Source organism: Massilia niastensis DSM 21313, from assembly GCF_000382345.1.
In the GTDB taxonomy this organism is placed as follows: domain Bacteria; phylum Pseudomonadota; class Gammaproteobacteria; order Burkholderiales; family Burkholderiaceae_D; genus Telluria; species Telluria niastensis.
Genome location: NZ_KB908077.1, coordinates 31,157 through 52,461, shown reverse-complemented (window position 1 = coordinate 52,461; position 21,305 = coordinate 31,157). Strand labels below are relative to the sequence as shown.

Here is a 21,305-nt window from a genome sequence, read left to right as displayed (position 1 = left end):
GGGCCCTCCCCGTGGCATCAGGAATTCATGCCGCTGTGGCGCAGCAGCGCGTCGATCGAGGGTTCGCGGCCGCGGAAGGCCTTGAACGATTCCAGCGCCGGGCGCGAGCCGCCCACCGCCAGGATCTCGCGCTGGAAGCGCTTGCCGGTTTCGAGCAGGTCGCCGCCTTCGATCGCCTCCTCGAAGGCCGCATAGGCGTCGGCCGACAGCACCTCGGCCCACTTGTAGCTGTAGTAGCCGGCCGCGTAGCCGCCCGAGAAGATGTGGCCGAACGAGTGCTGGAAGCGGTTGAACGCGGGCGGCACCAGCACCGCGAAGTGCTTGCGCACGTCGTCGATCAGTTCCTGCACGGTGCGCTGCATGTTCGGGTCGAAGTCGTAGTGCAGGTGCATGTCGATCAGCGAGAACTCGACCTGGCGCAGGGTCTGCATGCCGGACTGGAAGTTCTTCGCCGCCATCATCTTGTCGTACAGCGCGCGCGGCAGCGGTTCGCCGGTCTTCACGTGGGCGGTCATGTGCTGCAGCTTGTCCCACTCCCAGCAGAAGTTTTCCATGAACTGCGAAGGCAGCTCGACGGCGTCCCATTCGACGCCCGAGATGCCGGACACCGACAGTTCCTCGACTTCGGTCAGCATGTGGTGCAGGCCATGGCCGAATTCGTGGAACAGGGTGATGACTTCGTCGTGGGTGAACAGCGAAGGCTGCAGCTTGCCGTCGACGCTGGCCGGCGGCGTGAAGTTGCAGGTCAGGTAGGCGACCGGCGTCTGCACGATGCCGCCGGTGGCCAGGCGGCGGCCGCGCGCGTCGTCCATCCAGGCGCCCTGGCCCTTGCCCGGACGCGCATACAGGTCGAGGTAGAACTGGCCGACCAGCTGGCCGTCGCGCTCGATGCGGAAGAAGCGCACGTCGGGATGCCAGACCGGCGCGTCGTCGGGCTTGATGCGGACCCCGAACAGGTCCTGGATCACGTTGAACAGGCCCTCGACCACCTTGGGCTCGGGGAAGTATTCCTTCACTTCCTGGGCCGAGAAGGCATAGCGCTTCTCGCGCAGCTTCTCGGAGGCGTAGGCCACGTCCCAGGACTGCATCTCGGCGATGCCCAGCTCGTCGCGGGCGAAGTTGCGCAGCTCTTCCAGGTCGTTCTCGGCGAACGGGCGGGCGCGCTTGGCCAGGTCTTCCAAAAATTCGATCACGTGCTGCGGGCTCTGGGCCATCTTCGGCACCAGCGAGACTTCGGCGAAGTTGGCGTAGTCGAGCAGCTGGGCTTCTTCATGGCGCAGCTTGAGCAGCTTGACGATATTGCCGGTGTTGTCCCATTTTTCCAGCTCGCTGAACATCACGCCGGCGTCCGACGCCTTGGTGGCGCTGGCGCGGTAGATCTTCTCGCGCAGCGCGCGGTTGTCGGCGAACTGCAACACCGGATAGTAGGAAGGGAAGTGCAGGGTGAACTGCCAGCCGGCCTTGCCGTCCTTCTCGGCGCTGGCGCGCGCGGCGCCCTTCACGTCTTCGGGAATGCCGGCGAGTTCGGATTCGGCCTCGACCAGCAGCTTGTAGTCGTTGGTGGCGTCCAGCACGTTTTCCGAGAAGCGGGTCGAGGTCGCGGACTGCTGTTCCTGGATCTCGGCGAAGCGCTGCTTTTTATCCGCGGGCAGCTCGGCGCCGCCAAGGCGGAAGTCGCGCAGGGCGTTCTCGACGATGCGCTTGCGCGCCGCCGACAGCGAGTCGTACTCGCTGCCATGACGCAGCGCCTTGTATTTCGCGAACAGCGCCTCGTTCTGGCCCAGCGCGGTCCAGAACTCGATCACCTTCGGCTGGTTCTCGTTGTAGGTGGCGCGCAGCTCCGGGGTGTCCATCACGTTGTTGAGGTGATTTACCACGCCCCAGGCGCGGCCCAGGCGTTCGGTTGCTTCCTCGAGCGGCACCACGAAGCTGTCCCACGTCACCGTGTCCGCCGGCGCTTCCAGCTTCGAAACGACAGCGGCCGCTTCCTTGATCAGCTGTTCGATGGCGGGCGTGACGTGCTCCGGCCTGACCGCGTCGAAGCGGGTCAGTCCCGAGAAGTCGAGGAGGGGATTGCTGGTGTCGGTCGTCATGGTGTTCCTTCCTATAGTCGTCAATCGCAGCCTCCTCGCGGGCAGGCTGCGGCTTATCCGCGTTGTGCCAGGTCGCGTTCCGCCGCTTCCACGGTGTTCATGAGCAGCATGGTAATCGTCATCGGGCCCACGCCGCCGGGGACCGGCGTGATGTGCGAGGCCACTTCGCGGATGCCGGCGTAGTCCACGTCGCCGCACAGCTTGCCCGCGTCGTCGCGGTTGATGCCGACGTCGATCACGATCGCGCCCGGCTTGACCATGTCGGCGCTCAGGGTGTTGCGGCGGCCCACGGCGGCGACGACGATGTCGGCCTGGCGGGTGTGGTAGCCCAGGTCCGCGGTCCCGCTATGGCATATGGTCACGGTCGCGTTGGCTTGCAAGAGCAGCAGGGCCATCGGCTTGCCGACGGTGTTGCTGCGGCCGATCACCACCGCGTGCTTGCCGCGCAGGTCGACGCCGGTGCTCTCGATCAGCTTCATGCAGCCGTACGGGGTGCAGGGGCGGAAGCCTTCCAGGCCGGTCATCAGCTCGCCGGCCGACAGCACCGAATAGCCGTCCACGTCCTTGGTGGTGGAGATCGCTTCGATGACCTTGTGCGGGTCGATGTGCTTCGGCAGCGGCATCTGGACCAGGATGCCGTGGATCGCCGGATCGGCGTTCAGGGCGGCGATGCGGTCGAGCAGGGCCTGCTCGGTCAGGTCGGCCTCGTACTTTTCCAGCACCGAGTGGAAGCCCACGTCGCAGCAGGCTTTCACCTTGTTGCGCACGTAGACCTGGCTGGCCGGGTCTTCGCCGACCAGGACCACCGCGAGGCCGGGCTGCTTGCCGGCAGCGGTCAGCCTGGCGGCGCGCTCGGCGATTTCGGCGCGCAGTTGTTGGGAAAGGAGGACTCCGTCGATCTGTTGGGCTGGCATGGTGGGGCTCGTCGCTAGGCAAAAATGAAATTATAAGGCCCACGCCCGTATCGCGCGCCGCACCGGGGCAAGCATTGTCATATTTATAGCTTGTCCCCCATGACTTCACTGGACAGCCTCCCTCCCATATGCATGACCCCGCTACCAACTTATGCATGAGCCGATCGGCACCGTTTCCAAGCGAGAATTGCCGCCGAATATTATTTCTCTCACACCCCACTTCGTTATAGGATTGACAGCATATTTATCCGTGTCACGAGCCGGGGAAATTGTGCGGTCGCAGCATTGCGTTTTACATTATGAAATGCCATATCGTAATTTGAAAAACCAAAAATCCACTGGTAGAATCTGAGAGTTTATTTTCGATTAATTTGAAATTTCACCAAACCGCCACCAGCCAGTTTAGGGATCGGGTGGGGCGCCACACTCAAGGAGACGCATTAATGTCAGCTCAACTCGACCAGTTGACGGCACAAGCTGCCAACGACCCGGACACCCTGGAAACCCAGGAATGGCTCGACGCGCTGGAAGCAGTGATCGAAAACGAGGGCACGGACCGCGCCCACTACCTCATGGAGCGCCTGGTCGACCTGGCGCGCCGCCGCGGCGCCCACATCCCGTTCTCGAGCAACACTGCCTACGTGAACACCATCCCGGCGCACCTGAACCAGAACTGCCCGGGCAACCTTGAGTACGAAGAGCGCCTGCGCTCGTGGATGCGCTGGAACGCGATGGCGATGGTGGTCAAGGCCAACCGCGCCGACGGCGACCTGGGCGGCCACATCTCGTCCTTCGCCTCGCTGGCCAACATGCTGGGCATCGGCTTCAACCACTTCTGGCACGCCCCGACCGAAGACCACGGCGGCGACCTGCTGTACATCCAGGGCCACAGCTCGCCCGGCATCTACGCACGCGCCTTCCTCGAAGGCCGCCTGAGCGAAGAGCAGCTGCTGAACTTCCGCCGCGAAGTCGACGGCAAGGGCCTGTCGTCCTACCCGCACCCGAAACTGATGCCGGACTTCTGGCAGTTCCCGACCGTGTCGATGGGCCTGGGCCCGCTGATGGCGATCTACCAGGCGCGCTTCCTGAAGTACCTGCACGCGCGCGGCATCGCCCAGACCGATAACCGCAAGGTCTGGGTCTTCTGCGGCGACGGCGAGATGGACGAGCCGGAATCGATGGGCGCGATCGGCATGGCCGCGCGCGAGCGTCTCGACAACCTGGTCATGGTCGTCAACTGCAACCTGCAGCGCCTGGACGGTCCGGTGCGCGGCAACGGCAAGATCATCCAGGAACTCGAAGCCGACTTCCGCGGCGCCGGCTGGAACGTGGTCAAGGTCATCTGGGGCTCGCAGTGGGATCCGCTGCTGGCCAAGGACAAGGACGGCATCCTGCAGCGCGTGATGATGGAATCCGTCGACGGCGAATACCAGAACTACAAGGCCAAGGACGGCGCCTACGTGCGCAAGCACTTCTTCGGCAAGCATCCGAAGCTGCTCGAGATGGTCGCCAACATGAGCGACGACGACATCTGGCGCCTGACCCGCGGCGGCCACGATCCGCACAAGATCTACGCGGCCTTCAAGAACGCCCAGGAAAACAAGGGCACGCCGACCGTGCTGCTGGTGAAGACCGTCAAGGGCTTCGGCATGGGCAAGTCGGGCGAGGCGCGCAACACCGCGCACCAGACCAAGAAGCTGGACGACGCCGCCGTCCGCGAGATGCGCGACCGCTTCAACATTCCCATCCCGGACGACAAGCTGGCCGAGATCCCGTTCTTCAAGCCGTCCGACGACGCGCCTGAGATGCAATACCTGCACGAGCGCCGCAAGGCCCTGGGCGGCTACCTGCCGCAGCGCCGTTCCAAGGCCGACGAGCAGCTGGTCGTGCCGCCGCTGGCAACCTTCAAGTCGGTGATCGAGCCGACCGCGGAAGGCCGCGAGATCTCGTCGACCCAGGCTTACGTGCGCGTCATCACCACCCTGCTGAAGGACGAGAGCCTGGGCCAGCGCATCGTCCCGATCCTGGTCGACGAATCGCGTACCTTCGGCATGGAAGGCCTGTTCCGCCAGATCGGCATCTTCAACCAGCAGGGCCAGTTGTACGAGCCGGTCGACAAGGACCAGGTGATGTACTACCGCGAAGACAAGGCCGGCCAGATCCTGCAGGAAGGTATCAACGAAGCGGGCGGCATGAGCTCGTGGATCGCCGCGGCGACCTCGTACTCGACGAACAACCGCACCATGGTCCCGTTCTACACCTTCTACTCGATGTTCGGCATGCAGCGCGTCGGCGACCTGGTGTGGCTGGCAGGCGACATCCGCGCACGCGGCTTCCTGATGGGCGGCACCGCGGGACGCACCACGCTGAACGGCGAAGGCCTGCAGCACGAGGACGGCCATAGCCACATCATCGCGGCGACGGTCCCGAACTGCCTGCCGTACGACCCGACCTTCGGCCACGAAGTGGCGGTGATCATCCATGACGGCCTGCGCCGCATGGTGGAACAGCAGGAGGACGTGTTCTACTACATCACCATCATGAACGAGAACTACCCGCATCCGGGCCTGAAGCCGGGCCAGGAAGAGGGCATCCTGAAGGGCATGTACCTGCTGCAGGAAGGCGCCAGGGAAGCGCAGCAGCGCGTCCAGCTGATCGGCTGCGGCACCATCCTGCGCGAGTCGATCTTCGCCGCCGAGCTGCTGCAGAAGGACTGGGGCATCGCCGCCGACGTGTGGTCGGCGCCGTCGCTGACCCTGCTGGCCCGCGACGGCCAGGATGCGGAGCGCTGGAACATGGTCAACCCGGATGCGGAACAGCGCGTGCCTTACGTCACCCAGCTGATGCAGAACACGACCGGCCCGATCGTGGCGACCACCGACTACATGCGCATGTTCGCCGAGCAGATCCGCGGCTTCATGCCGAAGGACCGCACCTACAAGGTGCTGGGCACCGACGGCTTCGGCCGCTCGGATTCGCGCGTCAAGCTGCGCGAGTTCTTCGAGGTGAACCGCTACTACGTCACCGTCGCCGCCCTGCGCGCGCTGGCCGACGAAGGCAAGATCGAGAAGTCGATCGTGAGCCAGGCGATCGCCAAGTACGGCATCGATCCGAACAAGCCGAACCCTGTGACCCAGTAAGAAGTGCTCATCGTCGCCCCCGCGCAGGCGGGGGTGACGGGGAAGCTAACTCAAAGAAAAATTGGAGCTAACACTATGAGCATTGTGGAAGTCAAAGTCCCGGACATCGGTGACTTCAAGGAAGTCGAAGTCATCGAGCTGATGGTCAAGCCGGGCGACACGATCAAGGTCGACCAGTCCCTGGTCACCGTCGAATCGGACAAGGCCAGCATGGAAATCCCGTCGAGCCATGCCGGCGTCGTGAAGGAAGTGAAGATCAAGGTCGGCGACAAGGTCGCCGAAGGTTCGCTCGTGCTGCTGCTCGAGGAAGCGGGCGGCGCCGGCGCTGCCGCGCCTGCTGCCGCGGCTCCTGCCGCCGCCGCCGCACCGGCGCCCGCCGCCGCACCTGCCGCCGCTCCAGCGGCATCGGGCGGCATCGTCGAAGTCACCGTGCCGGACATCGGCGACTTCAAGGAAGTCGAAGTCATCGAACTGATGGTCAAGCCGGGCGACAGCATCAAGGTCGACCAGTCCCTGATCACCGTCGAATCGGACAAGGCCAGCATGGAGATCCCGTCCAGCCACGCCGGCGTCGTCAAGGAACTCAAGGTCAAGGTCGGCGACAAGGTCGCCAAGGGCTCGCTGGTGCTGCTGCTCGAAGCGGCCGGCGGCGCGCCTGCGGCCGCACCGGCTGCTGCAGCCGCACCGGCCGCACCGGCCGCCGCGCCCGCAGCCGCAGCCGCTCCCGCCACCGCGGCAGCCCCGGCTCCGGCGGCAGCGCCTGCGCAAGGCGTGACCGGTTCGAAGGCGCACGCCTCGCCGTCGATCCGCCGCTTCGCCCGCGAACTGGGCGTGGACCTGGCGCGCGTGCCAGGCAGCGGTCCGAAAGGCCGCATCACCCAGCAGGACGTGCAGAACTTCGTCAAGGGCGTGATGAGCGGCGCCGCCGCGGCGCCGAGCGCAGCGCCGGCAGCCGCCGGCGGCGCGGGCATCGGCGGCATCAGCCTGCTGCCATGGCCGTCGCTCGACTTCTCGAAGTTCGGCGAGACCGAAACCCTGGCGCTGTCGCGCATCAAGAAGCTGTCGGGCCCGAACCTGCACCGCAACTGGGTGATGATCCCGCACGTGACGCACTTCGACGAAGCCGACGTCACCGACCTGGAGCAGTTCCGCGTCGATTCGAACGCCGCGCTGGCCAAGCAGAAGTCGACCGTCAAGCTGACCATGCTGGCCTTCGTCATCAAGGCGAGCGTCGCCGCGCTGAAAAAGTTCCCGCAGATTAACGCCTCGCTCGACGAGACGGGCGCCAACCTGATCCTCAAGAAGTACTACAACATCGGCTTCGCCGCCGACACCCCGAACGGCCTGGTGGTTCCGGTCGTGAAGGATGCCGACAAGAAGACCGTGTCGCAGATCGCCACCGAGATGGGCGAGCTGTCCGCGCAGGCGCGCGACGGCAAGCTGAGCCCGGCCTCGATGCAGGGCGCGACCTTCACCATCTCGTCGCTGGGCGGCATCGGCGGCACCGCGTTCACGCCGATCATCAACGCGCCTGAGGTGGCGATCCTCGGCCTGTCGAAGTCGGCCATGAAGCCGGTGTGGGACGGCTCGGCCTTCCAGCCGCGCCTGATGCTGCCGATGTCGCTGTCCTACGATCACCGCGTGATCGACGGCGCCGGCGCCGCACGCTTCTCCGCGTACCTGGCCGACGTCCTGTCCGACCTGCGCAAGACCCTTCTGTGATTGGAGCGCCACGATGAGCACTGTTGAAGTGAAAGTCCCGAACATCGGCGATTTCAAGGATGTGGAAGTGATCGAGCTGATGGTCAAGCCGGGCGACACCATCAAGGTCGACCAGTCCCTGATCACCGTCGAGTCGGACAAGGCCAGCATGGAGATCCCGTCGACCCATGCGGGCGTGGTCAAGGAGCTGAAGGTCAAGGTCGGCGACAAGATCAACGAGGGCAACCTGCTGCTGGTGCTGGAGGAATCCGGCGCCGGCGCGGCCGCCGCCCCGGCGGCGCCGGCCGAGAAGCCCGCGGCAGCCGCCGCACCGGCTCCGGCGCCGGCAGCGGCAGCGGCCCCTGCGCCGGCCGCGGCGCCTGTCCCGGGCGCGGCCAGCTACAGCGGCCAGGTCGACATCGAATGCGAGATGATGGTGCTGGGCGCGGGTCCGGGCGGCTATTCCGCCGCCTTCCGCGCGGCCGACCTGGGCATGAACACCGTCCTGGTCGAGAAGTACGCGACCCTGGGCGGCGTCTGCCTGAACGTGGGCTGCATCCCGTCGAAGGCGCTGCTGCACGTGGCGCACATCATGGACGAGACCGCCCATATGGCCGACCTCGGCGTGAGCTTCGCCAAGCCGGACGTCGACATCGACAAGCTGCGCGCCTACAAGGACGGCGTGATCAAGAAGATGACCGGCGGCCTGGCCTTCATGGCCAAGGCGCGCAAGGTCAACGTGGTGCAGGGCGTGGGCCAGTTCCTGAGCCCGAACCACCTCGAGGTCACCTCGGCCGACGGCGGCAAGAAGGTCGTCAAGTTCCAGAAGGCGATCATCGCGGCCGGTTCCGCGGTCGTGAAGCTGCCTTTCGTGCCGGAAGATCCGCGCATCGTCGACTCGACCGGCGCGCTGGAGCTGCGCCAGGTGCCGAAAAAGATGCTGGTCATCGGCGGCGGCATCATCGGCCTGGAGATGGCGACCGTGTACTCCACGCTCGGCGCGCGCATCGACGTGGTCGAGATGATGGATGGCCTGATGCAGGGCGCGGACCGCGAGGCCGTCAAGGTCTGGCAGAAGTACAACGCGGCCCGCTTCGACAACGTCATGCTGAAGACCAAGACCGTCGGCGTGGAAGCGCTGCCGGAAGGCATCAAGGTCACGTTCGAGTCGGCCGAGGCAGGCGTGGCCGCCCCGGCGCCGCAGCTGTACGACATGGTGCTGGTGGCCGTGGGCCGCAGCCCGAACGGCAAGAAGATCGCCGCCGAGAAGGCGGGCGTGGCGGTGAGCGACCGCGGCTTCATCGCGGTGGATCGCCAGATGCGCACCAACGTGCCGCACATCTTCGCGATCGGCGACCTGGTCGGCCAGCCGATGCTGGCGCACAAGGCCGTGCATGAAGCCCACGTGGCAGCCGAGGCGGCGCATGGCGAGAAGGCCTACTTCGACGCCAAGGTGATCCCGTCGGTGGCCTACACCGATCCGGAAGTGGCGTGGGTCGGCCTGACCGAGGAAGAAGCCAAGCAGCAGGGCGTCAAGGTCGAGAAGGGCCACTTCCCGTGGAACGCCAGCGGCCGCGCGGTCGCCAACGGCCGCGACGAAGGCTTCACCAAGCTGCTGTTCGACGCCGAGACCCATCGCATCGTCGGCGGCACGATCGTCGGCACCAATGCCGGCGACATGATCGGCGAGATCGCGCTGGCGATCGAGATGGGCGCGGACGGCGTGGATATCGGCAAGACCATCCACCCGCACCCGACCCTGGGCGAATCGATCGGGATGGCGGCGGAAGCCTACGAAGGCGTCTGCACGGATTTGCCGCCGCCGCGCAAGCGTTGATCGGCTGGACGATACATGTGAAACCGGGACCCTTGGGTCCCGGTTTTTTTGCAGGGTGGACGGCAGAGCCGTCCACCCCTGCTCAGCAAAACAACAGCCCCCGCCAACTTGCGATACGGCAGAAATAAACATACCGTGTGCCCGTTGCTCCCGCCTGCCAACTTGCTATGATGGGAACATGAGGCGGCAAGCCCCATTGCCGCGGTCGCGTCTTGCTCAGGAGTCAGACATGGACGAACACGGCAATGAATTCATCGGCACCGTCTACGTATTACCGGAATCCCGCAGTTTCGAACTCAGGACCACGGTCCACGGCGTACCCCATACCGTGACCGGAACCATTTCCCAGCAACTGGCGGCGAAGTTCGACGACCACTCGCCGGATGCCATCGATCCGCGCCAGGTCGCGCTGCGGCCGCGCCGCGTCGAAGTGCTGACACGCGAAATCCACGAGCGTCACCGGGCCCCGCGCAAGGTGCACCTGCTGACGCGCGTCATCGACCTGGACATGGCCGAGCTCGGTCCTGCCAGGCCGGTGCCGGCCCCGGCCGTCTAGCAGGCGTTGCCGCAAAAAAAATGCCGCCCGGCTTGCGCCGGACGGCAGATCTGTTGCTGCGCGCGATCAGCCGAAGCTGACGAAGCGTTGTGGAATGTCGATCGTGCCCGCCTGCGCGGCGGCGGCGTAGGCACGCATCTCGGCCACGACGGCCTCGAGCTGTTCGTTGCCGGGATTCTCGATGAACCCCTTCATGCGCTCCTGCAGGGCGGCCTGCAGGTCGCGCCATTCATAACGGGATGACTTGCTCATACTTCCTCCTCGCGGTATCCCGCTGTCGTCTTGTTGGAACCCATGACATTCTCCTGAAAACAATGTTTGCAGGTTGTCATAAACATCATACCGGGTCGGTGCGATGACGTACAGTCCCGGTCGCCAAGGCTGCCTTGGCAAGCTGAGATAGTACCGTTTCCGCTCTTAAGGACGCCTTAATACGCTGTGATAGAACAGCTCCATGCGCTGGGCCAGCAGGCGCCGCGCCTGCTCGCCGTCCGGATCGGCATCCGCGAACAGGAAGCGGAGGATCGGGTCGCCGCTGATGCAGGTGATCAAGTGCGAGGGCAGGAGCTCCAGCGCCAGGTCGTCGCGCAGCTGGGCGCGGATGTCGGGACGCGCGAAGAAGCGCGCCAGCATGTCGCGCGTCAGGCGCGGGCCGCCTTCGTAGAAGGTTTCCGCCAGTTCCGGGTCGCTGCCCGACTCGGCGATGACGACGCGCTGCATCGCCACCGCGTCGGGCGCGCACAGCATGATGTGGAATTCGAGGGCGAAATCGTCGACGATCTGGCGCAAGGGGCGGGGATCCGTGTCCATGTTGCGGTCGGCAAAGAAGCGCTCGCGCTGCGAGGCCAGCACGGCCTTGAGCAGGCCGGCCTTGCCGCCGAACTTCACGTAGATGGTGCGCACCGCCACGCGCGCCTCGCGCGCGATCGACTCCAGGCTGACCCTGGTATAGCCGTGCTTGAGGAACAGCCTGCCGGCCACATGGACCAGTTCCTGGGTGCGCGCCTCGACTTCGGACGCCTTGGGGCGCCCGGCCGTTTTCGCACAGCAGGAAGACTCGGTAGAAGATTTGCTCATGCTTCGACTGTAGTGTAAAGGCGAATGAAATGCAACCGTTTCATTTCTTGACTTTGGCCTGTCGATGGAAAATAATGCGATGACCCCATTTCATTTCTTCGGAGTACCCCATGGCAGAATCGCATACCCCGGCCGAGCACAAGTCCGCCGCCGTTTCTTCTCAGGCGCCCGCCGCGCCCGGCAAGACGCCGCCGAACAAGCGCGTGCTGGGCGTGGTGGCGCTGATCGCCCTGGTCGCCCTTGGCGCGGGCGGACGCATGTGGTACCGCGGCCACCATTACGTGGAGACCGAGAACGCCTACGTGACCGGCCGGGTGCACCCGGTGTCGGCGCGCGTGGCGGGCGTGGTGACGCGGGTGCTGGTGGAGGATAACCAGGTGGTCAAGGCGGGCGACGTGATCGCCGAGCTGGATCCGGCTGACCACAGCGTGCGGGTCGAGCAGATCGAGGCGCAGATCGCCAGCGTGCAGCAGCAGATCGCCCAGGCCGACGCCCAGGTGGCGCAGGTGCGCGCCCAGGCGGCGGCGGCCGGCGCCCAGATCAGGCAGGCCGAGGCCCAGCTGGTGCGTGCGCGCCAGGACGCCGAGCGCTTCGGCCAGCTGTACAACGACACCATGAAGGCGGTGTCGAAGGCCGAGGTGGATGCCTCGAACGCCGCGCGCGCCGGCGCCGGCGCCGACGTGGCGGCGCGCCGCGAGAACGCGGCCGCGGCCCAGGCCCAGGTGGCCGCCGCCGATGCCGGCCGCGACGTGCTCAAGGCCCAGGTCAAGGTGCTGCAGGCCCAGCTCAAGGACGCCCGCCAGCAGCTCGCCTACAACCGCATCGTGGCGCCGGTCGCGGGCCGCATCGGCAAGCGCAGCGTCGAGATCGGCGCCCGCGTGCAGCCGGGCCAGCAGCTGCTGGCCGTGGTCGAGGACGACGTCTGGGTGGTCGCCAACTTCAAGGAAACCCAGCTGGCGGGCCTGCAGCCGGGCCAGCAGGTCAGGCTCGACATCGACGCGCTGCCCGGCCAGCACCTGGTGGGCCGCGTGGACAGCTTCGCGCCGGCCTCGGGCAACCAGTTCGCGCTGCTGCCGGCCGATAACGCGACCGGCAACTTCACCAAGATCGTGCAGCGCGTGCCGGTCAAGATCACCCTGGCGCAGGCCGACGTGCGCAAGTACGCCGGCCGCCTGGTGCCGGGCATGTCGGTGGTGGCCGAGGTCGAGCTGGGCCAGCAGTCCGCGCATACCCGGACCGCCGCTGCGCACTAAGGGCCGGCCATGACCACCCTGACCAAGGCCGCTCCCGGCGCGATGGCGGGCGCGCCCCCGGACGGCGCCCGGGTCGACCTGCGCACCTGGATCGCGGTCGCCGCCGGCATGCTGGGCGCCTTCATGGCGGTGCTCGACATCCAGATCACCAATTCCTCGCTGCGCGACATCCTGGGCACGCTGTCGGCGACCCAGGAAGAGGGCTCGTGGATCTCGACCGCCTACCTGTGCGCCGAGATCGTCGTGATCCCGATGACGGCGCTGTTCACGCGCGCCTTCGGCGCCCGCCTCTACCTGATCGGCACCACCGTGCTGTTCCTGCTGTTCTCGACCCTGTGCGGCGCGGCCTGGAACCTCGAGAGCATGATCGTGTTCCGCATGCTGCAGGGCTTCACCGGCGGCGCGCTGATCCCGATGGCGATGACCCTGGTGATGACGCGCCTGCCGGCCTCGAAGCGCGCGGCCGGCATGGCGATCTTCGGCCTCACCGCCACCCTGGCGCCGGCCATGGGCCCGACCCTGGGCGGCTACCTGTCGGAGCTGTACGGCTGGCCGTCGATCTTCTACATCAACTGGATCCCGGGCGTGCTCCTGATCGCGGGCATGTGGTGGGGACTGGACAAGGAAAAGGCGAACGTGCGCCAGCTGGTGCACGCCGACTGGCTCGGCATCGGCCTGATGGCGATGGGCCTGGCCTGCCTGACGATCTTCCTGGAAGAGGGCAATTCGAAGGACTGGTTCGAGTCTTCGTTCATCGTGACCTTCGCCGCGCTGTCGCTGGCCGGCATCCTGGGCTGGGTGGCGCTGAGCTTCACGCGGCCCGAGCCCTTCGTCAACCTGCGCCTGTACGGACAGCGCAACTTCCTGGTCGCGACCGCGCTGTCGGCGGTCACCGGCATGGGCCTGTACGGCGCCTCGTTCCTGCTGCCGCTCTACCTGAGCCAGATCGCCGGCTACACGCCGATGCAGATCGGCGAGGTGATCGCCTGGGTCGGCCTGCCGCAGCTGCTGGTGATGCCGGTCGCGGCGATGCTGTCCTCGAAGGTCGACAACCGCATCCTGTGCTCGTTCGGCCTGCTGCTGTTCGGCGGCTCCTGCCTGATGAACGCCTTCATGGATGCGGGCACCGGCGCCGACCAGCTGATGCTGACCCAGCTGGTGCGCGCGATCGGCCAGCCCTTCGTGATGCTGACCCTGTCGAACTTCGCGATGTCGGGCCTGCCGCAGCGCGACATGCCGTCGGCCTCGAGCCTGTTCAACATGACCCGCAACCTGGGCGGCTCGATCGGCATCGCGCTGCTGGCGTCCGCGCTGACCAACCGCGAGCACTTCCACTCGGCGCGCCTGGGCGAATCGGTGTCGAACTACGCGCTGCCGACCCAGCAGCGCCTCGACCAGCTGACCCAGGGCTTCCTCGCCGGCGGCATGGACCCGGCCACGGCGGCCAGCCAGGCGCTCGCCGTGCTCGACCGCGTGGTGCGGCGCGAAGCCTATGTGATGGCCTACAACGACGCCTTCTGGATCATGGGCCTGGTCCTGATCGGCTGCATCGCGGCGATCTGGATGGCCGACAAGGTCAAGTCGCCCGGCGGCGCCTCGGCTGCCCACTGATGCGCCCACTGATACGGATACGAAAGAAGAGAACAGACATGATCAAGCGATTCCTGCCCTCCCTCCTCGCCGGCGCGCTGGCCGCCGCCCTCGCGGGCTGCGCCACGGTCGGCGCCGATTTCCAGGCGCCGGGCGCGCCCTCGGCCCCGGCCTTCCGCCACGCCGCCGACGCCGGCGCGAACGCCGACGGCGCGCGCCTGCCGGCCGCCTGGTGGACCGTGTTCGGCGACGCCACCCTCGACAGCCTGGAGCAGCGCGCCTTGCACGACAACCCGGGCGTGAAGGCGGCCGCGCAGCGCCTGCTGCAGGCCCAGGCCCAGCTGGGCGTGGCGCGGGCAGGGCAATTGCCGGCCGTGTCGGTCAGCACCGGGGTGTCGAATACGCGCACCTCGGCCGAGACCGCGCAGGGCCGGGCGCTGGGCGGGCGTTCGATCGAAGGCGACAACTTCAGCGTCGGCGCCTCGCTGTCGTATGAACTGGACCTGTGGGGACGCGTGCGCCGCGCGGTCGAGGCGGCCGATGCGCAGGCGCTGGCGGCGCAGGACGACCGCGACGGCGTGATCCTGCTGCTGTCCGGCCAGGTGGCATCAAGCTACTGGCAGCTGCGCGGCCTGGACGCCGAGCTGGCGATCCTGCGCGACGCCCTCGGCACCCGGCAGGAGGCCCAGGACCTGGTCGAAGCGCGCTTCAAGGCCGGCCTGTCGAACGAGCTGGATGTCTCGCGCGCCCGTATCGAACGCGCCAACGCCGAGGCCGACCTGCACGAGGTACAGCGCCAGCGCAACCTGGTCGAGCACGCGCTGGCCACCCTGGTCGGCGCCTCGCCCAGCGCGCCGCTGCTGCCGGCGGCGGCGCCCGCTGCGCGGCTGCCGCAGCCGCCGATGGTCCCGGTCGGCCTGCCGGCCAGCCTGGTGGGGCGGCGGCCCGACCTGGCGGCCAGCGTCGCCCAGCTCAGGGCGGCCAACGCCCAGGTCGGCGTGGCCGAGGGCGCGTTCTATCCGTCGGTGTCGCTGACCGGGAATTTCGGCTTCGCCTCCGAAGACCTGCGCGACCTCGCCAGCGGCGGGGCGCGCCAGTTCTCGGCGGGGCCGCTGGCGCTGTCGCTGCCGCTGTTCGACGCCGGCCGCAACCGCGCCAACCTGGCGCTGGCCAGGGCGCGCTACGAAGAGGCGCGCGCCAGCCACGAGACCCGCCTGCTGGGCGCGCTGCGCGAAGTCGAGGATGCGCTGTCCGACGTCGAGCAGCGCCAGAAGCAGGGCGAAGTGCAGGCCCAGTCGCAGCAGGCCGCGGCGCGCGCGCTGCTGGTGGCGCAGGCGCGCTACGAGCGCGGCGTGTCGACCTACCTCGACGTGACCGACGCCCAGCGCAGCGCGCTGGCGGCGGACCGGGCGGCGGCGCAGATCCGCACCCAGCGCCTGCTGGCCAGCGTGGCCGTGGCGCGCGCGCTCGGCGGCGGCTGGGAGCAGGGGCCGGCACTGGCGGCGGTGCGCTGACGCGTTCAGCCGGCGCATGCATATCGAGTTTTCATCATGCCCCCTCCCTTGAGGTTTACAATGCCTCGGTTGTCATCCACAACTTAAGGGACCCATGAAGAAAATCCTCGCTCCTCTCGTTCTGTGCGCGGCCATCGGCGCCGCCTTCGCCGCCGACGCCCCGCCATCAGCGGCAACTCCGGCCACCACCGAACAGCTCCTGTCCATGACCAAGCGCTTCGCGCCGGTCGACCTGAACGCCGATGTCTCGAAGCTCTCGCGCGGCGACCGCGTCGCCATCGGCAAGCTGATCGAGGCCGCCAGGATCGTCGACACCCTGCAGCTGCGCCAGCGCTGGTCCCATAACGAAGCGCTGCTGGCCGCCCTGCGCAAGGACACGACCCCGCTCGGCCGCGCGCGCCAGGAAGCGTTCTGGCTCAACAAGGGTCCGTGGTCCGGCCTGGACGACAACAAGTCCTTCATGCCGCCCGAATACGCCGGCATCGCGATCCCGGCCAAGAAGCCGGAAGGCGCGAACTTCTACCCGCCTGGGGCCACCAAGGGCGCGCTGGAAAGCTGGATGAACGGCCTGTCGCCGCAGGCGAGGCAGGAAGCCCAGTGGTTCTTCACCGTGATCCGCACCGGCCCGGACGGCAAGTTCCGCACCGTGAAGTATTCCGACGAATACCGCCCGGAGCTGGAGCAGCTGGCCAAGCTGCTGCGCGAAGCGGCCGCCGCCACCGACAACGCCTCGCTCAAGAAATTCCTGACCCTGCGCGCCGACGCCTTCCTGAGCAACGACTACCTGGCTTCCGATTTCGCCTGGATGGACCTGGATTCGCCGGTCGACGTCACCATCGGGCCGTACGAGACCTATAACGACGAACTGTTCGGCTACAAGGCCGCGTTCGAAGCCTATGTCAGCATCCGCGATCCGAAGGAAACGGCGAAGCTGGACTTCTTCGGCAAGCACCTGCAGGAGCTGGAAGACAACCTGCCGGTCGACAAGCAGTACCGCAACCCGAAGGTCGGCGCGATCGCCCCGATGGTGGTGGTGAACGAAGTCTATGGCGCGGGCGACGGCAACATGGGCGTGCAGACCGCCGCCTACAACCTGCCGAACGACGAGCGCGTGATCCGCGAGCGCGGTTCCAAGCGCGTCATGCTCAAGAACGTACAGCAGGCCAAGTTCAAGTCCACCCTGACCCCGATCAGCAAGCAGGTGCTGCGTGCGGCCGACCAGAAGGACCTCGACTTCGACTCCTTCTTCACCCACATCCTGGCGCATGAAATCATGCACGGCCTGGGTCCGCACCACACGAAGAAGGACGGCAAGGAGTCGACCCCGCGCCAGGACCTGAAGGAAACCTATTCGACCATCGAGGAAGCCAAGGCCGACATCACCGGCCTGTGGGCGCTGGGCTACATGATGGACAAGGGCCTGCTGAAGGACACGCTGGGGCAGGGCGCCGCCGCCGAGCGCAAGCTGTACAACACCTTCCTGGCATCAGCCTTCCGCACCCTGCATTTCGGCCTGACCTCCTCGCACGCGCGCGGCATGGCGATCCAGATGAATTACCTGCTCGACAAGGGCGCCTTCGTGGCGCATCCGGACGGCAGCTTCTCGGTCGACTTCAAGAAGATCAAGCAGGCGGTCATCGACCTGGACCGCGAGTTCCTGACCATCGAAGCCACCGGCGACTATGCGGCTGCCCGCGCGATGATGGACAAGTACGTGGTGATCCGTCCGGAAGTGCGCAAGGCGCTCGACAAGCTGAAGGCGGTGCCGAACGATATTCGTCCGGCGTTCGTGACGGCGGCAAGCTTGACGAAATAAACATGTACTGATGCACTAAGGACAAGGGGCTGCCTCGGCAGCCCCTTGTCGTTTTAAACACGACGAAATATTTTCCTGAGAGTTGGACTTGATCCGGGGATAGAATTGCCAGTAGGAATTCAGTCTGCCGAGTGCTTCATATGTTCAAGTCCCTGCTGTTCGCGGCAAGCCTTGCCGCCTCCTTCCCGCTCCACGCCGCCGACCTGACTGCGCTGGAAACACGCTGGCTGCGCGCCTCCGTCCCGGTACTCACCTACGCGAAACAGATCAAGCTGCCGGTCGACATCATCGTCCAGCCCCAGGCCAGGCCCGGCGACGTGCCGCTGGCGATGGGTTTCGCCAACGGCCGCTGCAAGCTGGTGCTGTCGATGCGCGGCAATCCCGAGGCGGAAAGCGTGCTGGACGGCGTGCCCGAAGCGGAGCAGGGCATCCTGATCGAAGCCATGGCGGCGCACGAGCTGGCGCATTGCTGGCGCTATGCCGAAGGCGTCTGGCATGCGCTGCCGGCGGGATTCGTGGAAGAAAGCGAGGAAACCTCCCTCGATGCCGAGTTGCTGGCGGCCTCGAAGGAGATGCGCGAGACGCGCCGCGAGGAAGGTTTCGCCGACCTCGCTGCGCTGGCCTGGACCCAGCGCAGCCATCCGGCCGAGTATGCCCGCGTCTACCGCTGGCTGGCCGACGTCCGCGGCAAGCTGGCGATCCCGCGCAGCGGCCATGACACGGGCGCCTGGGTGCGCCTGGCCGAGGATGGGACGCAATTCGACTCGGCGGCCACGCCGTTCGTTGCTGCAAACGAACTATGGCGCGAGGGCCTGTTGCGCGACGAATAAGGGTCGCCGGCGGCGCCCGGCGGCAGCAATGCTGTTTTATCGACAAGTGTTCGTTGTCGCACAGATGATGGTCGAGGTGGGGGCGTCTAATGGACGCCATCACAACAACCGAATGCAAGGGACCATCATGAAGACCTTCATCGCTACCCTGATTGCAACCGCTGCCGGAGCCAGCATCGCAATCGCCCCCGCTGTTGCCCAAGCTAAAGACGCCTACCAGAGAGCCACCGACAAGGCGTCTGCCGATTACCGTGTCGCCAAGGACAGGTGCGATAAAAAAGGCGGCGACGCCGAAGAAGTCTGCGTGGCCGAGGCCAAGCTGATGCGCGCCAAGGCCGAAGCCGCCGCAGTGACCAAGTACCGGAAAGACGCGAGCGAACTGCACGCGGCCCGCGACAAGGTGATCCAGGCCGAGTACGAACTCGCCGAGGAAAAATGTGAAACGATGACCGGCGATGCCGAGGACAAGTGCACGGCCGATGCCAAGGCAGTGCGGACCGCCGCCCTGGCCGAGCTGAAGGGCACGCGTGACGGCGCCACCGTCGTCGGCGCCAGCGGCAGCGGCGGCCTGGTCACCAGCAGCGACACCCGCGATCCGGTGAAGTCGGCCGCGGTCGATCGCTGCGAAAAGATGACCGGTGACGCCAGGACCGCTTGCCTGGTCGAGAACCGCGATGCCGCCACCGCGGCCGCGCGCACCGAGAACGCCGCCGAACGTGCGGGCGACAAGACCAGGAACGTTGCCCAGCGTGCCGCCACGGCGGTGGCGGACAGCACCATCACGACCAAGGTCAAGGCCGGCCTGGTCGCCGATCCGGACCTGAGCGCCATGGCCATCAATGTCGACACCGATAAAGGCGTCGTCATGCTGAGCGGTTTCGTCGGATCGAAAGCCGAAGCCGAGAAGGCCGAGCGCCTCGCCAAGGATGTCGAAGGCGTGACCAAGGTGAAGAACGCGCTCAAGGTCAAGTAAGCGCGGACGCATCCCGGCAGCCCGCATGTCCGCATGCGGGCTGTTCTCACTTTTGGCCTGTGAACAGGCCGCCACATCCCGATGGATCGATGCGATGGCTCGCCCCGGCTGCTCCAAGCGGCCAGCCGGAGGCGGGTATAATCTCGCGCGTGAACAAGCTCGAAGCCTTCGGATACATCGCTGCGCAAGCCGCGCGCGGCGAGATCACCTTCCCCACCAGCGTCAACGCCGTGTTGCGCCTGCAACGCGCCCTCGACGATCCCGACTGTCATGTGGAAGAAGCGATCCGGCTGGTGCTGGCCGAACCGCAGCTGGCCGCGCGTACTGTCGCCATGGCCAACACGGCCGGCTTCGGCGGCAACAGCAGCATGCCGGTGAGCAATGTGCGCGCCGCCGTGACCCGGATCGGCTACCGCCGGCTGCGATCGCTGGTCGCCTGCCTTGCCGTGCGCCAGTTCGGCAACCGCATCGTCGACCCCGGCCTGCGCGCCAAGGCCGAGCAGCTGTGGGAGCATTCGACCCAGGTGGCGGCGCTCGCGTATTCGCTGGCGCGCCACGTGACCAGTGCGAATCCCGACACCGCGATGTTCGCCGGCATCGTGCACGAGGTGGGCGGCTTCTACCTGCTGTCGCGCGCCGACGAATTTCCCGGCCTGCTCGAGGACGACACCGAGAACTGGGGCGAGCTGTGCGAAGACGTGGTCAGCGCCGAAGTCATGAAGAAGCTGGCGATTCCGCCCCTGGTGGCCGCGGCCATCGGCGAGATGCGCGGCGGCCTGCTCAACATGCCGCCGGATAACCTGCTCGACACCCTCTTGCTGGCCAACGAATACGCTCCCGTTCAATCGCCGCTGGGCAAGCAGGCGCCGCCGCCGCCGGATGGCGAGTGCGTGCTCGACCTCGTGCTCGACGAGGACACCCTGCGGCTGGTCCGCGACGAAGCCTGCGAGATTGCGCATGCCATGGGCGACGCCGTCCTCGTCTAGGTAATTTAATCCCAGGCAATGATACCGGCGCGCCCGGCCTGCGTACGCGCGGCCAGCGTGCGGTCCTGCAGGCTGCGCACGACCGCGCGCACGGCCGGCTGGCGCATCACGTCCGGCAGCGCGGCGATGGCGAACTGGCGCCGCGCCGGGATCGGCAGCGGCACGGTCCGCACTTCCGCCGGTTCGGGAAAGGTGGACAGGCGCGGCAGGATCGCATACCCCATGCCGCGCCCGACCATGGCCGCGATGCTGGTGTCGTTGGCGAGCGAGCGTCCGGGTTCGGGCGCGAAGCCGGCCGCGCGGCAGCGCGCCAGGATCGCCGCGGCGCCGGAACAGCCGAGCTGGATGAAGGGCAGGGCGCCCACCGCCGGCCAGCCCCTGGCTTCGTCCAGCGGCAAGGCGGCGGGCAGCACCAGCACGTAGTCGTCGCTGAGGTAGGGGCGGGACGCCAGGCTGGCGTCGAGCGGCAGCTGGGCGATGCCGAGCTCGGCCCGGCCCGCGCGCAGCGCGTCGGTGACGTCGCGCCGCTCCTCGCAGCTGTCGTCGATTTCCACATGCAGGCCCGGGTGCGCCTGCGCCAGCGCTTCCACCACATGCGGCAACAAGTGGGTGCCGATGCTGCGAAAGCAGGCGATGCGCACCGTGCCGCGCAGCGCGCTGCCGGCGCCCACCGTGTCCAGCAGGTCGGCCTCGAGGCGCAGCATCTGGCGCGCCGTGGCCAGCGCGCGCTGGCCGGCTTCGGTCGGCGTCGAGCCGGCGCGGGTGCGCAGCAGCAGGGCGGCGCCCAGTTCGCCTTCGAGTTCCGCGATCGCATGGCTGATGCGCGACTGCGTGCAGCCGAGCTGGGCGGCGGCGGCGCTGAAACCGCCGCAATCGGCCACGGCGACGAACATCCTGAGTTGGCTGAGCTTCATGGAGCCATCGAAATCCTTCATGTAGAGCTCGCAATTATCTGCCATTTCGGTGGTTGCCGCGTGCCCGGGGCTGCAAGATGCCGGTACTTCCACCCATGACGAAAGGACACC

General features: G+C 66.9%; 16 protein-coding genes. 11 read left to right on the top strand and 5 right to left on the bottom strand.

Annotation, left to right across the window (positions count from 1 at the left end):
* Window positions 1–17: 17 nt before the first annotated feature.
* Together H162_RS0101535 and folD are read right to left on the bottom strand one after the other, a co-directional pair.
* Entirely contained in the window at window positions 18–2,093 is a 2,076-nt protein-coding gene (locus H162_RS0101535) for a M3 family metallopeptidase (RefSeq protein WP_020651680.1), read from the bottom strand.
* Between the two features lie 53 nt (window positions 2,094–2,146).
* Window positions 2,147–3,007 carry a bifunctional methylenetetrahydrofolate dehydrogenase/methenyltetrahydrofolate cyclohydrolase FolD gene (gene folD, locus H162_RS0101530; RefSeq protein WP_020651679.1) on the bottom strand — a complete coding sequence of 287 codons (861 nt, stop codon included), beginning with the start codon at window positions 3,005–3,007 and terminating at the stop codon, window positions 2,147–2,149.
* 443 nt (window positions 3,008–3,450) lie between these two features.
* On the opposite strand from folD, the gene aceE reads away from it, so the two are divergent.
* From aceE to H162_RS0101510, 4 genes are all read left to right on the top strand, one after another.
* Window positions 3,451–6,147, top strand: coding sequence for a pyruvate dehydrogenase (acetyl-transferring), homodimeric type (gene aceE, locus H162_RS0101525; RefSeq protein WP_026354106.1), 2,697 nt, complete (start codon window positions 3,451–3,453; stop codon window positions 6,145–6,147).
* A gap of 75 nt (window positions 6,148–6,222) precedes the next feature.
* Window positions 6,223–7,869, top strand: coding sequence for a dihydrolipoyllysine-residue acetyltransferase (gene aceF / locus H162_RS0101520; RefSeq protein WP_020651677.1), 1,647 nt, complete (start codon window positions 6,223–6,225; stop codon window positions 7,867–7,869).
* 13 nt (window positions 7,870–7,882) lie between these two features.
* Window positions 7,883–9,685 carry a dihydrolipoyl dehydrogenase gene (gene lpdA / locus H162_RS0101515; protein WP_020651676.1) on the top strand — a complete coding sequence of 601 codons (1,803 nt, stop codon included), beginning with the start codon at window positions 7,883–7,885 and terminating at the stop codon, window positions 9,683–9,685.
* 229 nt (window positions 9,686–9,914) lie between these two features.
* A complete protein-coding gene (locus H162_RS0101510) occupies window positions 9,915–10,241 on the top strand; it encodes a hypothetical protein (protein WP_020651675.1) in 327 nt (108 codons plus the stop codon).
* A gap of 66 nt (window positions 10,242–10,307) precedes the next feature.
* On the opposite strand, the gene H162_RS0101505 is transcribed toward H162_RS0101510, so the two are convergent.
* Window positions 10,308–10,493: a hypothetical protein gene (locus tag H162_RS0101505; RefSeq protein WP_020651674.1), complete on the bottom strand. Its 186-nt coding sequence runs from the start codon at window positions 10,491–10,493 to the stop codon at window positions 10,308–10,310.
* A gap of 165 nt (window positions 10,494–10,658) precedes the next feature.
* Window positions 10,659–11,318, bottom strand: a complete 660-nt coding sequence (locus H162_RS0101500) for a TetR/AcrR family transcriptional regulator (RefSeq protein WP_026354105.1) — start codon at window positions 11,316–11,318, stop codon at window positions 10,659–10,661.
* A gap of 110 nt (window positions 11,319–11,428) precedes the next feature.
* Between H162_RS0101500 and H162_RS0101495 the strand changes: the two genes are divergently transcribed.
* The 7 genes from H162_RS0101495 to H162_RS0101465 all read left to right on the top strand — a co-directional run bounded on the left by H162_RS0101495 (window position 11,429) and on the right by H162_RS0101465 (window position 20,280).
* The gene (locus tag H162_RS0101495; protein ID WP_020651672.1) at window positions 11,429–12,571 is read left to right on the top strand and encodes an HlyD family secretion protein; all 1,143 of its coding nucleotides are present in this window, start codon (window positions 11,429–11,431) and stop codon (window positions 12,569–12,571) included.
* Window positions 12,572–12,580: 9 nt separating this feature from the next.
* Entirely contained in the window at window positions 12,581–14,182 is a 1,602-nt protein-coding gene (locus H162_RS0101490) for a DHA2 family efflux MFS transporter permease subunit (RefSeq protein WP_020651671.1), read from the top strand.
* Window positions 14,183–14,220: 38 nt separating this feature from the next.
* Window positions 14,221–15,675, top strand: coding sequence for an efflux transporter outer membrane subunit (locus H162_RS0101485; RefSeq protein ID WP_020651670.1), 1,455 nt, complete (start codon window positions 14,221–14,223; stop codon window positions 15,673–15,675).
* A gap of 94 nt (window positions 15,676–15,769) precedes the next feature.
* Window positions 15,770–17,491, top strand: coding sequence for a DUF8614 domain-containing protein (locus H162_RS0101480; protein ID WP_026354104.1), 1,722 nt, complete (start codon window positions 15,770–15,772; stop codon window positions 17,489–17,491).
* Between the two features lie 140 nt (window positions 17,492–17,631).
* Window positions 17,632–18,321 (top strand): hypothetical protein, encoded by a 690-nt coding sequence (locus H162_RS0101475; protein ID WP_020651668.1) that lies wholly within the window; start codon window positions 17,632–17,634, stop codon window positions 18,319–18,321.
* 127 nt (window positions 18,322–18,448) lie between these two features.
* The gene (locus H162_RS0101470; RefSeq protein WP_020651667.1) at window positions 18,449–19,294 is read left to right on the top strand and encodes a BON domain-containing protein; all 846 of its coding nucleotides are present in this window, start codon (window positions 18,449–18,451) and stop codon (window positions 19,292–19,294) included.
* A gap of 149 nt (window positions 19,295–19,443) precedes the next feature.
* Entirely contained in the window at window positions 19,444–20,280 is an 837-nt protein-coding gene (locus H162_RS0101465; RefSeq protein ID WP_020651666.1) for an HDOD domain-containing protein, read from the top strand.
* Window positions 20,281–20,285: 5 nt separating this feature from the next.
* Here the strand turns inward: H162_RS0101465 and H162_RS0101460 are convergent, their stop codons facing one another.
* Window positions 20,286–21,194, bottom strand: a complete 909-nt coding sequence (locus H162_RS0101460; protein ID WP_040786172.1) for a LysR family transcriptional regulator — start codon at window positions 21,192–21,194, stop codon at window positions 20,286–20,288.
* Window positions 21,195–21,305 lie beyond the last annotated feature (111 nt).

Coding starts and splice junctions, on each gene's coding strand:
- H162_RS0101480 (WP_026354104.1), top strand. CDS start 15,770: ATGAAGAAAATCCTCGCTCCTCTCGTTCTGTGCGCGGCCATCGGCGCC.
- H162_RS0101485 (WP_020651670.1), top strand. CDS start 14,221: ATGATCAAGCGATTCCTGCCCTCCCTCCTCGCCGGCGCGCTGGCCGCC.
- H162_RS0101510 (WP_020651675.1), top strand. CDS start 9,915: ATGGACGAACACGGCAATGAATTCATCGGCACCGTCTACGTATTACCG.
- H162_RS0101535 (WP_020651680.1), bottom strand. CDS start 2,093: ATGACGACCGACACCAGCAATCCCCTCCTCGACTTCTCGGGACTGACC.
- lpdA (WP_020651676.1), top strand. CDS start 7,883: ATGAGCACTGTTGAAGTGAAAGTCCCGAACATCGGCGATTTCAAGGAT.
- aceF (WP_020651677.1), top strand. CDS start 6,223: ATGAGCATTGTGGAAGTCAAAGTCCCGGACATCGGTGACTTCAAGGAA.
- aceE (WP_026354106.1), top strand. CDS start 3,451: ATGTCAGCTCAACTCGACCAGTTGACGGCACAAGCTGCCAACGACCCG.
- H162_RS0101475 (WP_020651668.1), top strand. CDS start 17,632: ATGTTCAAGTCCCTGCTGTTCGCGGCAAGCCTTGCCGCCTCCTTCCCG.
- H162_RS0101490 (WP_020651671.1), top strand. CDS start 12,581: ATGACCACCCTGACCAAGGCCGCTCCCGGCGCGATGGCGGGCGCGCCC.
- H162_RS0101460 (WP_040786172.1), bottom strand. CDS start 21,194: ATGAAGCTCAGCCAACTCAGGATGTTCGTCGCCGTGGCCGATTGCGGC.
- H162_RS0101495 (WP_020651672.1), top strand. CDS start 11,429: ATGGCAGAATCGCATACCCCGGCCGAGCACAAGTCCGCCGCCGTTTCT.
- H162_RS0101500 (WP_026354105.1), bottom strand. CDS start 11,318: ATGAGCAAATCTTCTACCGAGTCTTCCTGCTGTGCGAAAACGGCCGGG.
- folD (WP_020651679.1), bottom strand. CDS start 3,007: ATGCCAGCCCAACAGATCGACGGAGTCCTCCTTTCCCAACAACTGCGC.
- H162_RS0101505 (WP_020651674.1), bottom strand. CDS start 10,493: ATGAGCAAGTCATCCCGTTATGAATGGCGCGACCTGCAGGCCGCCCTG.
- H162_RS0101470 (WP_020651667.1), top strand. CDS start 18,449: ATGAAGACCTTCATCGCTACCCTGATTGCAACCGCTGCCGGAGCCAGC.